This window comes from Geodermatophilus obscurus DSM 43160 (assembly GCF_000025345.1).
Lineage (GTDB): Bacteria > Actinomycetota > Actinomycetes > Mycobacteriales > Geodermatophilaceae > Geodermatophilus > Geodermatophilus obscurus.
Genome location: NC_013757.1, coordinates 82956 through 97014, shown reverse-complemented (window position 1 = coordinate 97014; position 14059 = coordinate 82956). Strand labels below are relative to the sequence as shown.

The 14059-nt window shown below is 76.8% G+C and carries 11 protein-coding genes; 3 read left to right on the top strand and 8 right to left on the bottom strand.

The genetic code is table 11. The features are described from left to right. Positions 1–11: 11 nt before the first annotated feature. From aztD to GOBS_RS00430, 3 genes are all read right to left on the bottom strand, one after another. On the bottom strand, positions 12–1292 hold the full coding sequence (aztD, locus tag GOBS_RS00440) for a zinc metallochaperone AztD (protein WP_041241254.1): 1281 nt from the start codon (positions 1290–1292) through the stop codon (positions 12–14). Between the two features lie 308 nt (positions 1293–1600). Further along, on the bottom strand, positions 1601–3658 hold the full coding sequence (locus GOBS_RS00435) for a SpoIIE family protein phosphatase (protein ID WP_012946337.1): 2058 nt from the start codon (positions 3656–3658) through the stop codon (positions 1601–1603). 708 nt (positions 3659–4366) lie between these two features. After that, positions 4367–5047 carry a hypothetical protein gene (locus tag GOBS_RS00430; RefSeq protein WP_012946336.1) on the bottom strand — a complete coding sequence of 227 codons (681 nt, stop codon included), beginning with the start codon at positions 5045–5047 and terminating at the stop codon, positions 4367–4369. Positions 5048–5364: 317 nt separating this feature from the next. On the opposite strand from GOBS_RS00430, the gene GOBS_RS00425 reads away from it, so the two are divergent. Then, entirely contained in the window at positions 5365–6714 is a 1350-nt protein-coding gene (locus GOBS_RS00425; RefSeq protein ID WP_012946335.1) for an APC family permease, read from the top strand. A gap of 14 nt (positions 6715–6728) precedes the next feature. Continuing rightward, positions 6729–7670, top strand: a complete 942-nt coding sequence (locus tag GOBS_RS00420; protein ID WP_012946334.1) for a nucleoside hydrolase — start codon at positions 6729–6731, stop codon at positions 7668–7670. A gap of 71 nt (positions 7671–7741) precedes the next feature. On the opposite strand, the gene GOBS_RS00415 is transcribed toward GOBS_RS00420, so the two are convergent. After that, on the bottom strand, positions 7742–8437 hold the full coding sequence (locus GOBS_RS00415) for a GAF and ANTAR domain-containing protein (RefSeq protein ID WP_041241691.1): 696 nt from the start codon (positions 8435–8437) through the stop codon (positions 7742–7744). A 156-nt stretch (positions 8438–8593) separates the two neighbouring features. On the opposite strand from GOBS_RS00415, the gene GOBS_RS00410 reads away from it, so the two are divergent. Next, complete coding sequence (locus GOBS_RS00410; protein WP_041241253.1) at positions 8594–9097, top strand: ATP-binding protein; 504 nt, start codon at positions 8594–8596, stop codon at positions 9095–9097. A 51-nt stretch (positions 9098–9148) separates the two neighbouring features. On the opposite strand, the gene GOBS_RS00405 is transcribed toward GOBS_RS00410, so the two are convergent. The 4 genes from GOBS_RS00405 to GOBS_RS00390 form a co-directional block, all read right to left on the bottom strand. Further along, positions 9149–10747, bottom strand: a complete 1599-nt coding sequence (locus GOBS_RS00405) for a YfjP family GTPase (RefSeq protein WP_012946331.1) — start codon at positions 10745–10747, stop codon at positions 9149–9151. After that, positions 10744–12441 (bottom strand): GTPase family protein, encoded by a 1698-nt coding sequence (locus GOBS_RS00400; RefSeq protein ID WP_012946330.1) that lies wholly within the window; start codon positions 12439–12441, stop codon positions 10744–10746. Before GOBS_RS00400 ends, GOBS_RS00405 begins: the two co-directional genes overlap by 4 nt. 29 nt (positions 12442–12470) lie before the next feature. Then, positions 12471–13106: a flagellar brake protein gene (locus GOBS_RS00395; protein WP_012946329.1), complete on the bottom strand. Its 636-nt coding sequence runs from the start codon at positions 13104–13106 to the stop codon at positions 12471–12473. Between the two features lie 156 nt (positions 13107–13262). Further along, the gene (locus GOBS_RS00390; protein ID WP_012946328.1) at positions 13263–13898 is read right to left on the bottom strand and encodes a flagellar brake protein; all 636 of its coding nucleotides are present in this window, start codon (positions 13896–13898) and stop codon (positions 13263–13265) included. Positions 13899–14059 lie beyond the last annotated feature (161 nt).

Genomic DNA, 14059 nt, shown 5'->3' with positions numbered 1-14059 from the left:
GGGCGGTCGCGTCAGTCCTCGTGACCGGAGCCGGTGTCGCCGCCGTCCACGCCGGCGAGCTCGTTGGGGATGACGCCGACGTCGGCGCTGCGCCACACCTCGCCGGTCAGGACGTCGACCGCGTGGACCTGCCCGGTCGCCGGCTCGGTGACGTACGCGGTGCCGTCGAGCACGTGCAGCGTCGGGCGCGGCTGCTGCCACTCCAGCGGCTCCTCCCACGGCGCGACGACCGGGACCGAGCGCTCGAGGGTCCCCGACTCGGGGTCGATGACGTGCAGTGCGCCGTCGGTGCCCAGCACCAGCGCCTCGCCGTCCTCACCGCTCGCGAGGGAGCGGAAGGAGTAGGACGCCGGCAGGTCGACCAGCCGCAGCTGGGCCGTCCGGGTGTCCACCAGCGCGACGCGGGTGGGGCGCTCGAGCTCGGCGTCGGGGTCGGTCTTGTAGTCCCCGAGCACGACGGCGGAGGACTCGCTGCCCGCCTGGTTGCCGATGCGGCCGTACGCGTCGGGGCTCTGCACCTCGCGGACCTGCCCGCCGGCGTAGACCAGCGCGCCGTCCTCGCACCCGATGACGACGGCGTCGTCCGCGGCGACCGCCTCGCCGTGCACGCCCGGGCAGCCGACGGAGGAGGCGACCTCCGCCCCGGCGGCGTCGAGCACCCGGATGCCGGTGCGCTCGTCCTCGTCCCCCTCCGATACGACCAGGGTGCCGTCCTCGAGCGCGACCGCGACGCCGTGGTGCGGCGAGGGGGTGGTCAGCCGCCGTGCGCCGTCGGCACCCGCGGCCACCCGGTCGCTGTCGAGGACGACGACCTCGCCGGTGCCGTCGTCGAAGAGGGCCGTGTGCCCGTCGTGGGCGACGACGTGTCCCGGCTCCTCGGCGGGGTGCAGGACGTCGGTGAGCCGCGGCGCCGACGTGTAGTGGTGGCTGTGGTCGCCGTGCGGCTCGGTCCACGTGCCCGCGTCGAGGACCCGGAAGCCGCCCTGCGTGCTCACCAGCAGGTGCCGACCGTCGCCGGCCGCGTTGAGCCGGTTGAAGCCGGCGAGCGGCAGGTCCGCCACGGTTTCCAGGGTGGTCGCGTCGAGGATCCGCACCCCGCCGTCGTGGGTCAGCGCGAGCCGGGGGGTGCTCGCCGCCACCTCCCGGACGTCGGAGGCCGGTGTCGGCTCGGCGGGCGCGGACGGGGACGGGCCGCTCGCGGCGCTGCCGCCGGTGCCGCAGGCGGTGAGCAGCAGCGGCAGGGCGAGGCCCGCGGCGGCGAGGGGGCGGGCAGGCGTGCGGGTGCGCGGCATCGTCGGTACGGGTGGGCCGGAGCCCGCCCACTCCTTCCGGGAGGTGATCAGGACACCGGCGACGGTAGCAAGAACGATAATCATTCGCAGTAAGGGACTGCGAGGCGCCTGTGCAGGGGTACGGGCGGTCGGCCGGGTGGCGAGGACCGGCGGTCGGTCCGGTGCGGTGCGGTGCCGGGCTCGGCCCTGCCGTCGGCAGCACGGCGGCGTGCCGGCCCCGACCGGCGGGCGGCCCTGCCCCGGCCCTGTCCTGAGCCTGCGGAGGACGGGTGGACGGGGACCCTCGATGGCGGGGGCGGGGTCCTTGCTCAGCCCTGCGGGTGGAGGCGGATCGCCACCAGCGCGATGTCGTCCTGCAGCCGCTCCGGGCGCAGCCGCTCGATGACCGCGTCGCACAGCCGCTCCAGCGGCTGGTCGCCGAGCTCGGCCAGCGCGGCGCGCAGCCGGCCGATGCCCTCGTCGAGCGGGAGGTCGCGGCCCTCCACCAGGCCGTCGGTGTAGAGCAGCAGGGTCGCTCCGCGGCGCACGGTGACCACGCTCTCGGTGCGCCGCGCCGCCGGGTCGACGCCGAGCATCAGGTCCGGCCGTTCGGCGCCCAGCGCCTGCACCCGGCCGTCGGTGTGCAGCACCAGCGGCGGTGGGTGCCCGGCGTTGGACCAGCGCAGCGTGGTCAGCCCGGCGTCCCGCTGCTCGGGGGTCTGCTCGACCCGGGCCACGGCCGCGGTCGCCATCGTGGCCATGCCGAGCCCCTGCACGGCGCGGTCGAGGTCGCTGAGCACCTGCGCCGGCCCGACGCCTTCCCGGTAGGCGATGCCGCGCAGCAGCCCCCGCAGCTGCCCCATCGACGCCGCGGCCTCGGTGTCGTGTCCGACGACGTCCCCGATGACCAGCATCGTCGTCCCCGCCGGCTGGACGAAGGCGTCGTACCAGTCGCCGCCGACCTGGGCGACCTCCATCGCCGGCCGGTAGCGGACGACGATCTCCGCGGCGTCCGGCGCCGGCGGGGCGCTGAGCAGGCTGCGCTGCAGGCCCTCGGCCAGTCGGCGCTGCTGCTCGTAGAGGCGGGCGTTGTCGAGCGCCAGCGCGACCCGCGCGGCGACCTCCTGGGCGGTGGCGACGTCGTCCTCGTCCGCGGCGAGCCGGCCGGCGGAGCGGTAGACGCTCAGCGCGCCCAGCGTGCGCCCGCGGGCTGCCAGCGGCAGCGTCACCGCCGTCCGCGGGTCGAGGGCCCAGAACACGTCGCTGACCTCGCCCGGGGGCAGAGTGCGGCCGACGGCCGCGCCCACGTCGGGGACGGTCAGCGTCCGGCCCGAGGCCAGCGCCCGCAGGATCGGCGCGTCGGACTGCAGGGCGGCCAGGCGCAGCTCCGCGTAGCGCGCGGCGGTCGTCCGCAGCGCGGGGTCGGTGTGCCAGCTGCCGACGTCGCGCATCCGGCCGTCCTCGCCGGTGAGGCTGACGATCACCCAGTCCCCCAGCACGGGGACGACGGCCTCGGCGAGCCGCTGCATCGCGGCGTCCTCACCCGCACCGGAGCCCAGGGTTTCGCCGGTCACCGCGCCCACCTCGGCGATGAGGGCGAGCCGGGCGGCGCTGACCCGGGCCCGCTCCTCGGCGGCCCGGCGCTCGGTGACGTCGAGGAAGTAGACCGACAGCCCGTCGGGCCCCGGCCAGGCCCGGACCTCGTACCAGGCGTCCAGCGGTGCCGGGTAGTAGGCCTCGAACACGCGCTCGTGCCCGGTGGCGGCCGCCCCGCGGTAGTGCACCTCGAAGTCGCTGCCCACGGCGGCGGGGAACAGCTCCCAGATGTCGCCGCCCAGCAGGTCGCCGCGCGAGCGGCCCAGCACCCGCTCGGCCTCGCCGTTGACGTAGGTGAACCGCCAGTCGCGGTCCAGGGCGAAGAACGCGGCGTTCATCGACTCGAGCACCCGGGCCACGCGGGCGTCCGCCTGGCGGTGCTCGGTCGTGTCGTACCCCACCCCCAGCAGGCGCACGGAGGTCCCGGCCTCGTCGGCCAGCGCCCGGCCGCGACCCTGCACCCAGCGCGTCTCGCCGGTGGGCCGGACGACCCGGAACTCCGCGTCGTACTCCCCCTGGGTGTCGATGGCGCCCTGCAGCGCCTCGAGGGTGCGGGCCGCGTCGTCGGGGTGGAGACGCTCGGCGAAGGCGTCGATGGTGCCGGGCCAGCCGGCCCGGTCGTAACCGAAGATATCCAGCAGCCGGTCGTCCCACTCCAGCCGGCCCGTCTGCAGGTCCCAGTCGAAGCTGCCGATCCCGGCCGCGTCGATGGCCAGCTCGAAGCGCAGGCGGGTGGCCGCGGCCTCCGGGTCGGGGTCCCCGGTCTCCGCCGGCGTCCGATCCAGGTTCACGGTCTACTCACTCGCATCCTCGGGCTCGGGCACGGACGTCAGGATCCCGTCCGGGTTCCCCGGTCGGTGCACCGGGACGCGCACCCCTTTTGTCTCATGCCCGAGGGGTCCGGGGCCACTCGTTGTGCCGGATGTGACAAGTGGGTGTTCCGCGGTGACGCATGACGGCCGACGGCGGGCGCCCCGGTCCGGGAGGGGCGCCCGCCGTCGGCCGGAGGGGGGACGGCGGGGTCCCGTGCGGGGCTCGTCCTGCGGCGCACTGCCTCCGGGCGGCGTGCCCGGACGGTCTCCTGCGGTCGACTCCCGGCACCGGCGACCGGCCGGCGACCCGGCCCCGGACGGCGCCCGGCCAGGTCGGTGCCGGTCAGAGACCCGGGGAACGGGTACCGGCGCGGACCTGTCGTCCCGCCGGACGGTCTCCGTCGCCGGACAGCCGTGCCGCTCGTCGGTCGCCGCCTCCCTGGAGGGTCCGCGCGCTGCGTCGGGGCGCAGTCGGCGGGGGGTCGAGGCGGGTACCGGTGGAGCAGGGACGTCTGGGCGGCGGGAGGACTCCCGTCGGGGGACAGCCAGGGGCGGTGCGAGGTCGGTCGGGAGGAGCGGGGACCACCGGGCTCCGGTCGCGACCACCGGAGGGGGCGGTGGCGGCGGCCGTGGCCGGGAGGCGGTGCGGGGAACGGCGTCCGCGGCGGGTGCCGTGGTGGTGCCGGGTCAGCCGGGTGGCTGCCCCCGGGCCGGAGGGGGTCGCGGATCACCGCGCGCCCGGGCCGGGGCGGAGGCCCGGGCGGCTCCCGGCGGGCTGCTCCCCTGCGCGGTCCTCGGTGCGGGGACGGGCCGCGGTGCCGGCACGTGCCGGGCGAGCGGGGCGACCACCGGGATGCGGGGGGAGCCAGCCGGCCAGGGGTACCGGGCCGGACGGAGCGCCGCGGCGGGGGAAGGCGCCGCGGGCCGGATCGTGGGGGTGTTCGGCAGCTCGGTGAGGACCACCGGGCCGTCGGGGCGGGGTGCCGGGGCGGTCGAGGCCGGGCGGCCCCACGCGAGGTGGGCGCCGTCGGGGCCGGCGCCCCAGAGCACCAGCCGGCGGACCAGGCCCCGCAGCCGGGCGCGCAGGCCCGGCCGGGGCGCCGGGGCAGGGGCCGGCGCGGACCGGACCGGCGCGGCCGGTGCCGGTTCCGGGGGCACCGGCCGGGGGCGCACGGCCGGCACGGGGACCGGCCGGACGGCGGCCGACCGTCGGGCGCCGCCGGTGCGGTGCACGGCCGCGCGGCGGGGACGCGGCCCGCTCCGCCCGGGCAGCGGTTCGGCCCGGTCCAGGACGTCGAGCAGGCCGCCGAGGGTCAGGTCGTCCGCCGTGCGCGAGGAACGCGGGGACGGTGCCCGGTCGATCGCCATGACGTCCTCCTGGAGGTGGTGCCGCAGCCGGGGAAGGTGCTGCGGACAACGAGAACGGTAGGGACGACGACCCCGCGCGACGGCCTCCTGCGACACCCCCCGGAGGGCGCGTGACCGAACCGTTGCGACGGCGTCCTGGGGCGGACGGTGACCCGTCCTCCCGGGCGACCGCTTGTCGACAAGATCACCGGTCCCAAGCGTGGAACGTGCTGGTCGGGGCACCGGTCACCCCCGGACGCGTCCGCCGGCGTGTCGGGGTACCAGACCCTCCGGTCCGCTGAGTTGCCGGGCCGTGCGGCCCTGCTGAGACTCGATCGGTGACAGACCAGGCCGCACTCCCCGGCGACCGGACCGACACCCGGCTGCGCCGCGCCGTCACCGGGCCGCTGCTGTTCCTGTTCATCCTCGGCGACGTCCTCGGCGCCGGCGTCTACGCGCTGGCCGGCCGGGTGGCCGCGGAGGTGGGCGGGGCGATCTGGGTGCCGCTGCTCGTCGCGCTGCTGCTGGCCCTGCTCACCGCGGCGTCCTACGCGGAGCTGGCCACCAAGTACCCGCGCGCCGGCGGGTCGGCGGTGTACGCCGAGCGGGCCTTCCGGCAGCCCCTCGTCGCGTTCCTCGTGGGCTTCTGCATGCTCGCCGCCGGGGTGACCAGTGCGGCGGGGCTGGCGCTGGCCTTCGCCGGCGACTACCTGGGCGTCTTTCTCGACGTGCCCGCCACGCCGGCCGCGCTGGTGTTCCTGCTGCTGGTGGCGCTGCTCAACGCCCGCGGCATCCGGGAGTCGCTGCGCGCCAACCTGGTGATGACCCTGGTCGAGGTGTCGGGACTGGTGCTCGTCGTCGTCCTCGCTGCGCTGGTGCTCGGCCGCGGGGACGGCGACCTGGGCCGCACCGTGGAGTTCCCGCCCGGCGTCGCCCCGGCCTCGGCGGTGCTGGCCGCCGCGCTGCTGGCCTACTACTCCTTCGTGGGCTTCGAGACCTCGGCCAACCTCGCCGAGGAGGTGCGCGACGTGCGCCGGGTCTACCCGCGGGCGCTGTTCGGCGCGCTGCTCACCGCCGGCGTGGTGTACGTGCTGGTCGGCCTGGCCGCCTCGGTGGTGCTGCCCCCGGAGGAGCTCGCCGCCTCCACCGGCCCGCTGCTGGAGGTGGTCCGCGCGGCGGACGCCGGGATCCCCGACCAGCTGTTCAGCGCGGTGGCGCTCGTCGCGGTGGCCAACGGCGCGCTGCTCACGATGATCATGGCCAGCCGGATGGCCTACGGGATGGCCGAGCAGCGGCTGCTGCCCGCCGTCCTCGGCCGGGTGCTGCCCGACCGCCGGACGCCGTGGGTGGCCATCGCCGTCACCACCCTGGTCGCGATGGCGCTCACCCTCGTCGGCGACCTGTCCACGCTGGCCAACACCGTGGTGCTCCTGCTGCTGTTCGTCTTCCTCAGCACGAACACCGCCGTGCTGGTGCTGCGCCGCGACCGCGTGGCGGCCGAGCACTTCCACGCCCCGACGGTGCTGCCGGTGCTGGGCACCGCCTCCTGCCTGCTGCTCCTGTGGCAGCAGGAGGCGCAGGTCTGGGGCCTGGCCGCGCTGCTGATCGCCGGCGGGGTCGTCCTGTACGCGGTCACCCGGCTGGCCGGACGCCGTCCGAGCGCCGCCGGGGGCGCCCGGCGCGGCTGACAGGATCGGCAGCCGTGGCGACCCCCCTCGTGATCGACACCGACCCCGGCATCGACGACGCCCTGGCGATCCTGCTGGCGCTGGCCAGCCCGGAGGTCGACCTGCGCCTGGTCACCACGGTGCACGGCAACGTCGAGCTGGCGCAGACCACCGACAACGCCCTGCGGGTGCTGCACCTGGCCGGTCGCTCCGACGTCCCGGTGGCCGCCGGCGCCCGCGACTCGCTGGTCTACCGGCAGCCCGAGCGGGCCGGCCACGTGCACGGGGAGACCGGCCTGGGCGGCGTCCTGCTGCCCGCCTCGCCGGCCGCGCCGGACCCGCGCCCGGCGGTGGTCGCGCTGGCCGAGGTGCTGCTGGCCGCGGAGGCGCCGGTGACGGTGGCTGCGATCGGTCCGTGGACCAACATCGCGCTGCTGCTGGCCACCTACCCCGAGGCCGCGGAGCGGATCGGCCGGCTGGTGCTCATGGGCGGCTCGGCCGCGCGGGGCGGCAACGTGACCGCGGCCGCGGAGTTCAACGTGTGGGCCGACCCGGAGGCCGCGCAGCGGGTGCTGGGCTCCGCCGTCCCCACCGTGCTGGTCGGGCTGGACGTCACGCTGCCCACCGTGCTCGACGTCGACGGCATCGCCCGGTTCGCCGCGGCCGGCCCGGTCGGGGAGACCGCCGCCGCGATCCTGCAGCAGTACGTCGACCACGCCCGCACCAGCTACGGCACCTCCGGCGTCGTCCTGCACGACGCGCTGGCGCTCACCGAGGCGATCGTGCCGGGCACGCTGGGCACCGTGCGACGGGACGTCGTCGTCGACACCACCCTGGGCGCCGGCCGGGGACAGACGCTGGTGGACCGGCGCGCGGTCTCGGACTCCCCCACCGCGGTGGAGGTGGCCGAGACGGTGGACAGCGCCGCGGCGGTGGAGTTCCTGGTGGGCCGGATGGAGGCGCTGGCCCGTCGGTGACGGGATGGAACGGCTCCCTTGCAGGGGCCCCGCGCGAGCATGCGAGCGGTGGGGGGCAAGGGAGTCCTTCTTCAGCGGACGCGGCCCTCGCTGGTGCCGTCCACGATGGCCTGGGCGATCTCCCGCAGCTTGCGGTTGTAGCGCTGCGAGGCCTCCCGCAGGATCTCGAACGCCGCCTCGGCATCCACGTGCCGCTGCGCCATGAGCACGCCCTTCGCCTGCTCGATCACCGCACGCGACTCCATCGCCAGCCGCATGTTGCGGGCGTGGTCGGCGAGCCGGTCGTGCGCGTCGGCGTTGGCGACCGCGACCGCGACCGCCTCGGCCACCGCCGTCGCCACCTCCACCGACTCCGGTGTGGCGAAGGCCGACTGCTGCGACGAGTAGACGTTGAGCGCCCCGATCGTGCTGCCCTGGTAGGGCAGCGGCATCGACAGCGAGCTCCGGACGCCGACGTCCACGACCCGAGCGGTGTAGTCGGCGTAGCGCTGCTCGGTGCGCATGTCGTCGATCCGGATCACCACGCCGGCGCGGCCGGCGTCCATGCAGGGCCCGTAGCCGCGCGCGTACTGCATCTCGTCGGCGACCAGGGCCATCTCCCCGGTGTGCGCGGCGGTGAAGGCCCGGTCGCCGCGGAGCAGGGTGATCGAGGTCGACTCGGCGCCCGGGACCGTCCGGGCGGCGATGCCGGTCACCTCCCCCAGGACGTCGTCGAGGGGGCGGTCGGCCCACACCACCTGGCTCAGGTCGCGCCACAGGTCCTGCACGCGGCCAGTGTGCCCCCGACCGGCGCCGTCGGGGGGCCGGACCGGGCTCCGGGGGCCGCCGCTGCAGGAAACGGCCCTCTCGGTCAGGATGGAGGAGACGGTCGGCCGTGGGTCCACCCCCGGTCCACTCGCCCAGCGACGGCGGAGGAGGTTGCCTTGGGCCAGGAGCCGTGGCCGCACGTACCCGTGCCGTCTCTCGGGGGCGACGTGTGGCACTGGCAGCTCGAGGCGATGCACGTCGTCTCCCGGGTCCGGGCGGACCTGCGCGCCAGGATCGCCCACCCGTCGGTCTGCTCGACCTCGACCGACGACGCGCGTGACGGGCTGCTGCTGGTCTTCGAGGAGCTGGCGTCCAACGCGCTGCGCCACGGCGGCGGCGCGGTGCGCGCGCTCGTCGTCGCGGGCACCGACGGCTGGCTGCTCGACCTCAGCGACGAGGCGCCCGACCGCCCGCCGGTGCCCGCCGTCGACCGCGACCCGGCGCTGGGTGGCATGGGCCTGCACCTGGTCGCCCAGCTCTCCACGGGCTACGGCTGGGAGAGCCGTCCCGGTCGCAAGCACGTCTGGGCGCTGCTGCCCAACGGCCTGCACCCGCTGGAGCCCGTGCAGGACCGGGTGCCCGAGCCCCGGGCGCCCGAGGTCCCCCGCAGCACGGACTGAGCCCGGAAAGCCGGCCGCGGAGGCCGTGGTCACCCGTCGGCACGCCGGCAGTCACCTCCCCGCGCGGGTCACCGCCGTGCAGTAGCGGTCGTGGTCCTCGCGCACCTCCGCCATCGGCGCGAGCACCTCCTCCTGCGCCACGACGTCCACCGCCGCGTACAGCCGCTGCTCGGCCCGGCGCGCCCGCCGCCGCGCGCGCAGCCCGACCAGGGGCCGGGCCACCAGCGCCAGCAACGCCCCGGCCAGCAGCCCGCCGACCAGCAGCAGCGTCGGCAGCGGCAGCCCCTCCACCCGGGGCAGCGGGACGACGTCGTCGAGCTGGAAGAAGCCGAGGACCACCAGGGCCAGCAGCCACAGCGCCCCCGCCAGCGCGACGAGGGCGAGCAGCCACTGCAGCCCGCCCACCGCCCGCTGCCACAGCGGGGTGCGCTGCGGACCCAGGTCGGTGCCGGCGACGGCCCGGTCGAGCCGGTCGGCCAGCTGCTCCTCCGACACCTCGACGGTGCGCCGCAGCTCGTCCCGCCACGCCTGGGGCAGGCCCTCGCCGGCGGCCTCGCGCGCCGCGCGCACCGCCCGGGTCACCCCGGCCCGCTGCACCGCGCCGGCGGCCGGCAGCGACGTGCGGGCCACCACCGCCCCGTCGTCACCCGTGCCCTGTCCCAGGTGCAGCCGCTCCAGCGGATCCGGGCGCAGCTTGCGGGTCCAGCGCACCAGCGGCCAGCCGGTGGCCGCCGTGCCGCTGCGGCGCACCGACCGCTCGACGGCGGCGGTGACCGCGGGCACCCCGGCGGCCTCGGCCAGCGCATCGGTGAGCTGCTCGTGTTCTCCGCGGCCCACCCCGCCCCCGCCGTCCGGGGCGCAGTGCGCCGCCAGCGCCGTGGCGACCCCCCGGACGTCGGCGGTGAGCCGGTCGGTCGCCGCCCGCCGGGCCGTCACCCGCTTGGCCAGGTCGGCGCGCAGCTCGCCGAGGCCGGTGCCGGTGCGCGCCGAGACGGGCAGCAGCGGCGTGTCCGCCAGGCCCTCGCGGTCGAGCAGGCCGCGCAGGTCGGTCAGGCAGGCCCGCGCGGCCACGGCGTCGAGCCGGTCGACCTGGTTGAGGACGACGAGCAGCACGCCCGCGTGCCCGGCCAGCGGCAGGAGGTAACGCTCGTGGACGGCGGCGTCGGCGTACTTCTCCGGGTCCAGCACCCACACCAGCACGTCGACCAGCTGCACCAGCCGGTCGACTTCCAGCCGGTGCTCGAGCCGCACGCTGTCGTGGTCGGGCAGGTCGAGCAGCACCAGGCCGTCCAGCGCCGGCTCGGGGGGGTGCCGGTGCCGGCGGGGCACCTGCAGCCAGTCGAGCAGCCGGTCGGTCGCGTCGTCGGCGCCCCAGACGGTGGCGTGCGCGACGCCGGTGGTCGGTCGGCGGACGCCGGGGGTGCTCACCTCGCTGCCCGACAGCGCGTTGAACAGCGTGGACTTGCCGCTGCCGGTGGCGCCGGCCAGGGCGACCACGGTGGCGTCGCCGAGGGCCTCGCGGGCACCGGCCTTGGCCAGCAGGGTCCGGGCCGAGCCGAGCTCCGGCACCTCGAGGCGGCCGTCGGCGACCTCGACCGCCTCGCGCAGCGCCGCCAGCCGGTCGGCCAGCGGCGGCGTCCGTCCCCTCATGCCCGGTCCCGGGCCGCGGTCAGGGCGGCCGCGGCGGCGCGCAGCTCGACGGCGGCGTCCGGGGTGGGCCCGGCCTCGTCCACGAGGGCGTCGAACCGGCCCTGCTCGTAGCGCAGCAGGCCGTCGGCGCGGGCCTGCAGGTCCTCCCGGGCGCGGGCGGCCAGCGAGCGGACGGCCGCGTCGCCGAACACCGCCTCCAGCAGCCGCTGGCCGAGCGCCGTCGTCCCGCCGGCCACCGCCACCTCCCCGCCGGTGAGCCCGCCGGTGTGCGCGAAGACGGCCACCATGACGACGGCGCCGGCGCCGTTGACGCCCCAGGACAGGACCCGGGCGCGGGTCCGCTTGTCGGCGCCCTGGTCGCGGACCAGGTCGAGCACGTAGCCCTGCCAGTCGCGGACCTGCGCGGCCGCCGCCTCGGGGAAGTCGGGGGAGACGCGGTCGAGGTCCTCGTCGGCGGTCGCTAGCAGCGGTGACCCGCCGGGCAGCGCGCGCCAGGTGGTGACGGTGCGCTCGGCGGCGCGGTCGGCCTCGGCGCGCAGCAGCGTCTCGACGCTGGTCTCCAGCGCGCCCTGCAGCTCGGCCGCCGGCGAGGGGCGGCCGGTGAGAGCGGCGGTGACCCGGTCCCGCATCCGGCCGATCGAGCTCTGCAGCGACCGCATCCACTCGCCGGTGCCGACGAACTCCTGCCAGCGGGCCAGCACCTCGCCGCGCAGCAGGCTGCCGCTGCGCACGCCCTCGTCGATGCCCTCGTAGGCGGCGGTGTAGGCCGCCGCCGCCGCCTCCCGCAGCGCGGTCGCGGCCAGCGCCTGCTCCTCGACGGCGGCGGCGATGCCGGCCACCCGGTCCTCCAGGCTGGCCAGGGCGCCGGTCAGCGTCTGCCGGACGACGGCGGCGCGCTGCTCCTGGTCGGCGGCGAGCGCGTGCAGCCAGCCGCGCAGCGGGGCGACCTGGTCCGCGGGCAGGAACCCGTCGACCAGCGGCCGCTCCTCGACGACGAACAGCCGCACCCCCGTCAGGCCCGCGCGGTCGAGCATCCCGGCGAGGTCGGGCGCGATCTCGTCGGCCGCGCCGGGCGGCACCCGGTCCAGGACGACGGCCAGCGCGGTGCCCCGCTCCTGCGCCGTCCGCAGCACGTCCCACGGGACGGCGTCGGCGTAGCGGGCCGCGGTGGTGACGAAGACCCACAGGTCCGCGGCGGCCAGCAGCTGGGCGGCCAGCTCGCGGTTGGACTCCACCACTGAGTCGACGTCCGGCGCGTCGAGCAGCGCCAGGCCGGGCGGGACGTCGTCCCGCGGCACCAGCTGCAGCGTGCCCGGGCCGCCGGCCCCGCCGGTGACCCGCGCCAGGCCCGGGAGCACCCGGTCGCCCTCGAAGGCCGTCACGTCGGTCCGGGCGCAGACCAGCACCGGCGCCCGGGTGGTCGGCCGCAGCACGCCGGCGGTGGTGACCGGCGCGCCGACGAGGCTGTTGACCAGGGTGGACTTGCCGGCCCCGGTGGAGCCGCCGACGACGGTGAGCAGCGGGGCGTCGAGGTCGCGCAGCCGGGGCAGCAGGTAGTCGTCGACCTGTTCGACCACCCCGCGGGCCGCGCGGCGGGCCGCCTCGCTGCCCGGCGTGGCCAGGCCGAGCGGGGCGGCCGCGACGGCGTCCCGCAGGGCGGTCAGGGCCTCGGGCAGGCGAGCGGGCGCGGTCACGCCCCGGGACTATCCCGCCGGGGCAGTTCCTAGTCGGCCTGGCGGAGGCGCTCGAGTCGCAGTGCCTCGAAGACCCGCCGCCGCAGCCGGTCCTGCTCCTGCTCGGTCAGCTCCGGGAACTTCATGGAGATCAGCCAGCGCGGTCCCCGAGGTTCCACGCGCACCACCTCACCGGCCGCGGTGAAGCTGCCGTCCCCCAGCTCCAGCGTCGCGTCGATGGGGGTGCCCGGTGGCGGCTGCAGACCCCAGCCGTCGAACCAGACACGGGCGCCCGCCTCGCTGAGATCCACGGTCTGACCGGTGATGATCACGGTTCCGCACCGGGCCACGACCGGGAGCTCGACGCGGGCACGCACCGACTGACGCCGCTGACTGGCCTCGGCCGGGCCCGTGATCTGCAGGATCCAGCGCAGCTCCGGGTCGGACCGGATCTCGGTGACCTCCGCGGGGAGCGACCGCCCGCCCGTCGGGCCACCCCACAGGACCTCGACGCGGTGCCCCGGCTGGACCTTGAGCTTCTCGGCGTAGTCGGCCAGCACGAGCCGGACGAGGAGAGCGGTCCCGTCGGAGACCTCCACGGAACTGGGCAGCGCGACACCGCGGGCCAGCGGGATGACCTCCGCTGCACCGCCCGGCTCGGGCCAGTCCACGCCGGCAATGCTCATCTTCTTCTCCCCGATCCGATCCACCGTCCCCCGGTGGAGCGCGGCCGGAGGCGGTCCGGCCGCACGCCCCCGGGGATGCACGACGGTCCTGGGATCGGCCGGGGAGGTGGCGGGCTTGAGTGGAACCGGGATCGCTTCACCCCAGGGGCCGTCGGATCAGGTCGCCGCGCGGGCCCGCTGCTCGCGCATCGCCTGGAACACGCGGCGGCGCAGCCGGTCCTGCTCCTTCTCCGGCAGGTCGGGAAAGCGCAGGGACAGCATCCAGCGACGACCCCGCACCTGGTACCAGACCACCTCGGCTGAGGTGCGCAGTGCGCCGTCCTCCAGCTCCAGGACGACGGCGACCGCGGCACCCGGCAACGGAGGCGCGCCGTAGGCGTCGACGGCGGCGCGGACGCCGGCTTCGCTGAGGTCGAGGACGTCACCCTCGAGGTCGACGCGATCGACCGTCACGGTGAGCCGCAGCGGTAAGCGGCCGCGGACGGCCTCCCGGCGCTGGACCGGCTGGGCGGGTGCGGTGACGCCCAGGTGCCAGCGCGGTACGGCGCCGTGCTGGACCGTCGCCACCTCGGCCGTCACCATCCGGACGTCGGGAGCGTCGTGCCAGACGAGCTGCACCTCCTCGCCGATGCGGACGACCTGCTGCCCGGCGAACTCACCGACCGACGGGCGGACGACGACCGTGGCTGCGTCGGCGGCCTCGACCCTGGCGCTCACGGACACCCGGTGCCCGAGCAGCACCACCTCCACCTCGCCGTCCCGGTGCGGATGGTCGACGCCAGGCGTGTTCATGGTGCCCCTCCGTTCGCCTGTCGCAACGGGCAGTGACGAGAGCCCGCGCGGCGAAACGGTAACCGCCGCCCGTCCCGCCCACTGCCGAGGACCGCTGCGTCGGCGTGCCGCTCACGGCGGGACCCCTGCTCGCCCCCTCGAAGGGGGCAGGGGACGATCGA

Excerpts from the sequence above, each read along its gene's own strand:
- aztD (WP_041241254.1), bottom strand. The coding sequence starts at position 1,292 with ATGCCGCGCACCCGCACGCCTGCCCGCCCCCTCGCCGCCGCGGGCCTC.
- GOBS_RS00395 (WP_012946329.1), bottom strand. The coding sequence starts at position 13,106 with ATGAGCATTGCCGGCGTGGACTGGCCCGAGCCGGGCGGTGCAGCGGAG.
- GOBS_RS00405 (WP_012946331.1), bottom strand. The coding sequence starts at position 10,747 with ATGAGGGGACGGACGCCGCCGCTGGCCGACCGGCTGGCGGCGCTGCGC.
- GOBS_RS00430 (WP_012946336.1), bottom strand. The coding sequence starts at position 5,047 with ATGGCGATCGACCGGGCACCGTCCCCGCGTTCCTCGCGCACGGCGGAC.
- GOBS_RS00390 (WP_012946328.1), bottom strand. The coding sequence starts at position 13,898 with ATGAACACGCCTGGCGTCGACCATCCGCACCGGGACGGCGAGGTGGAG.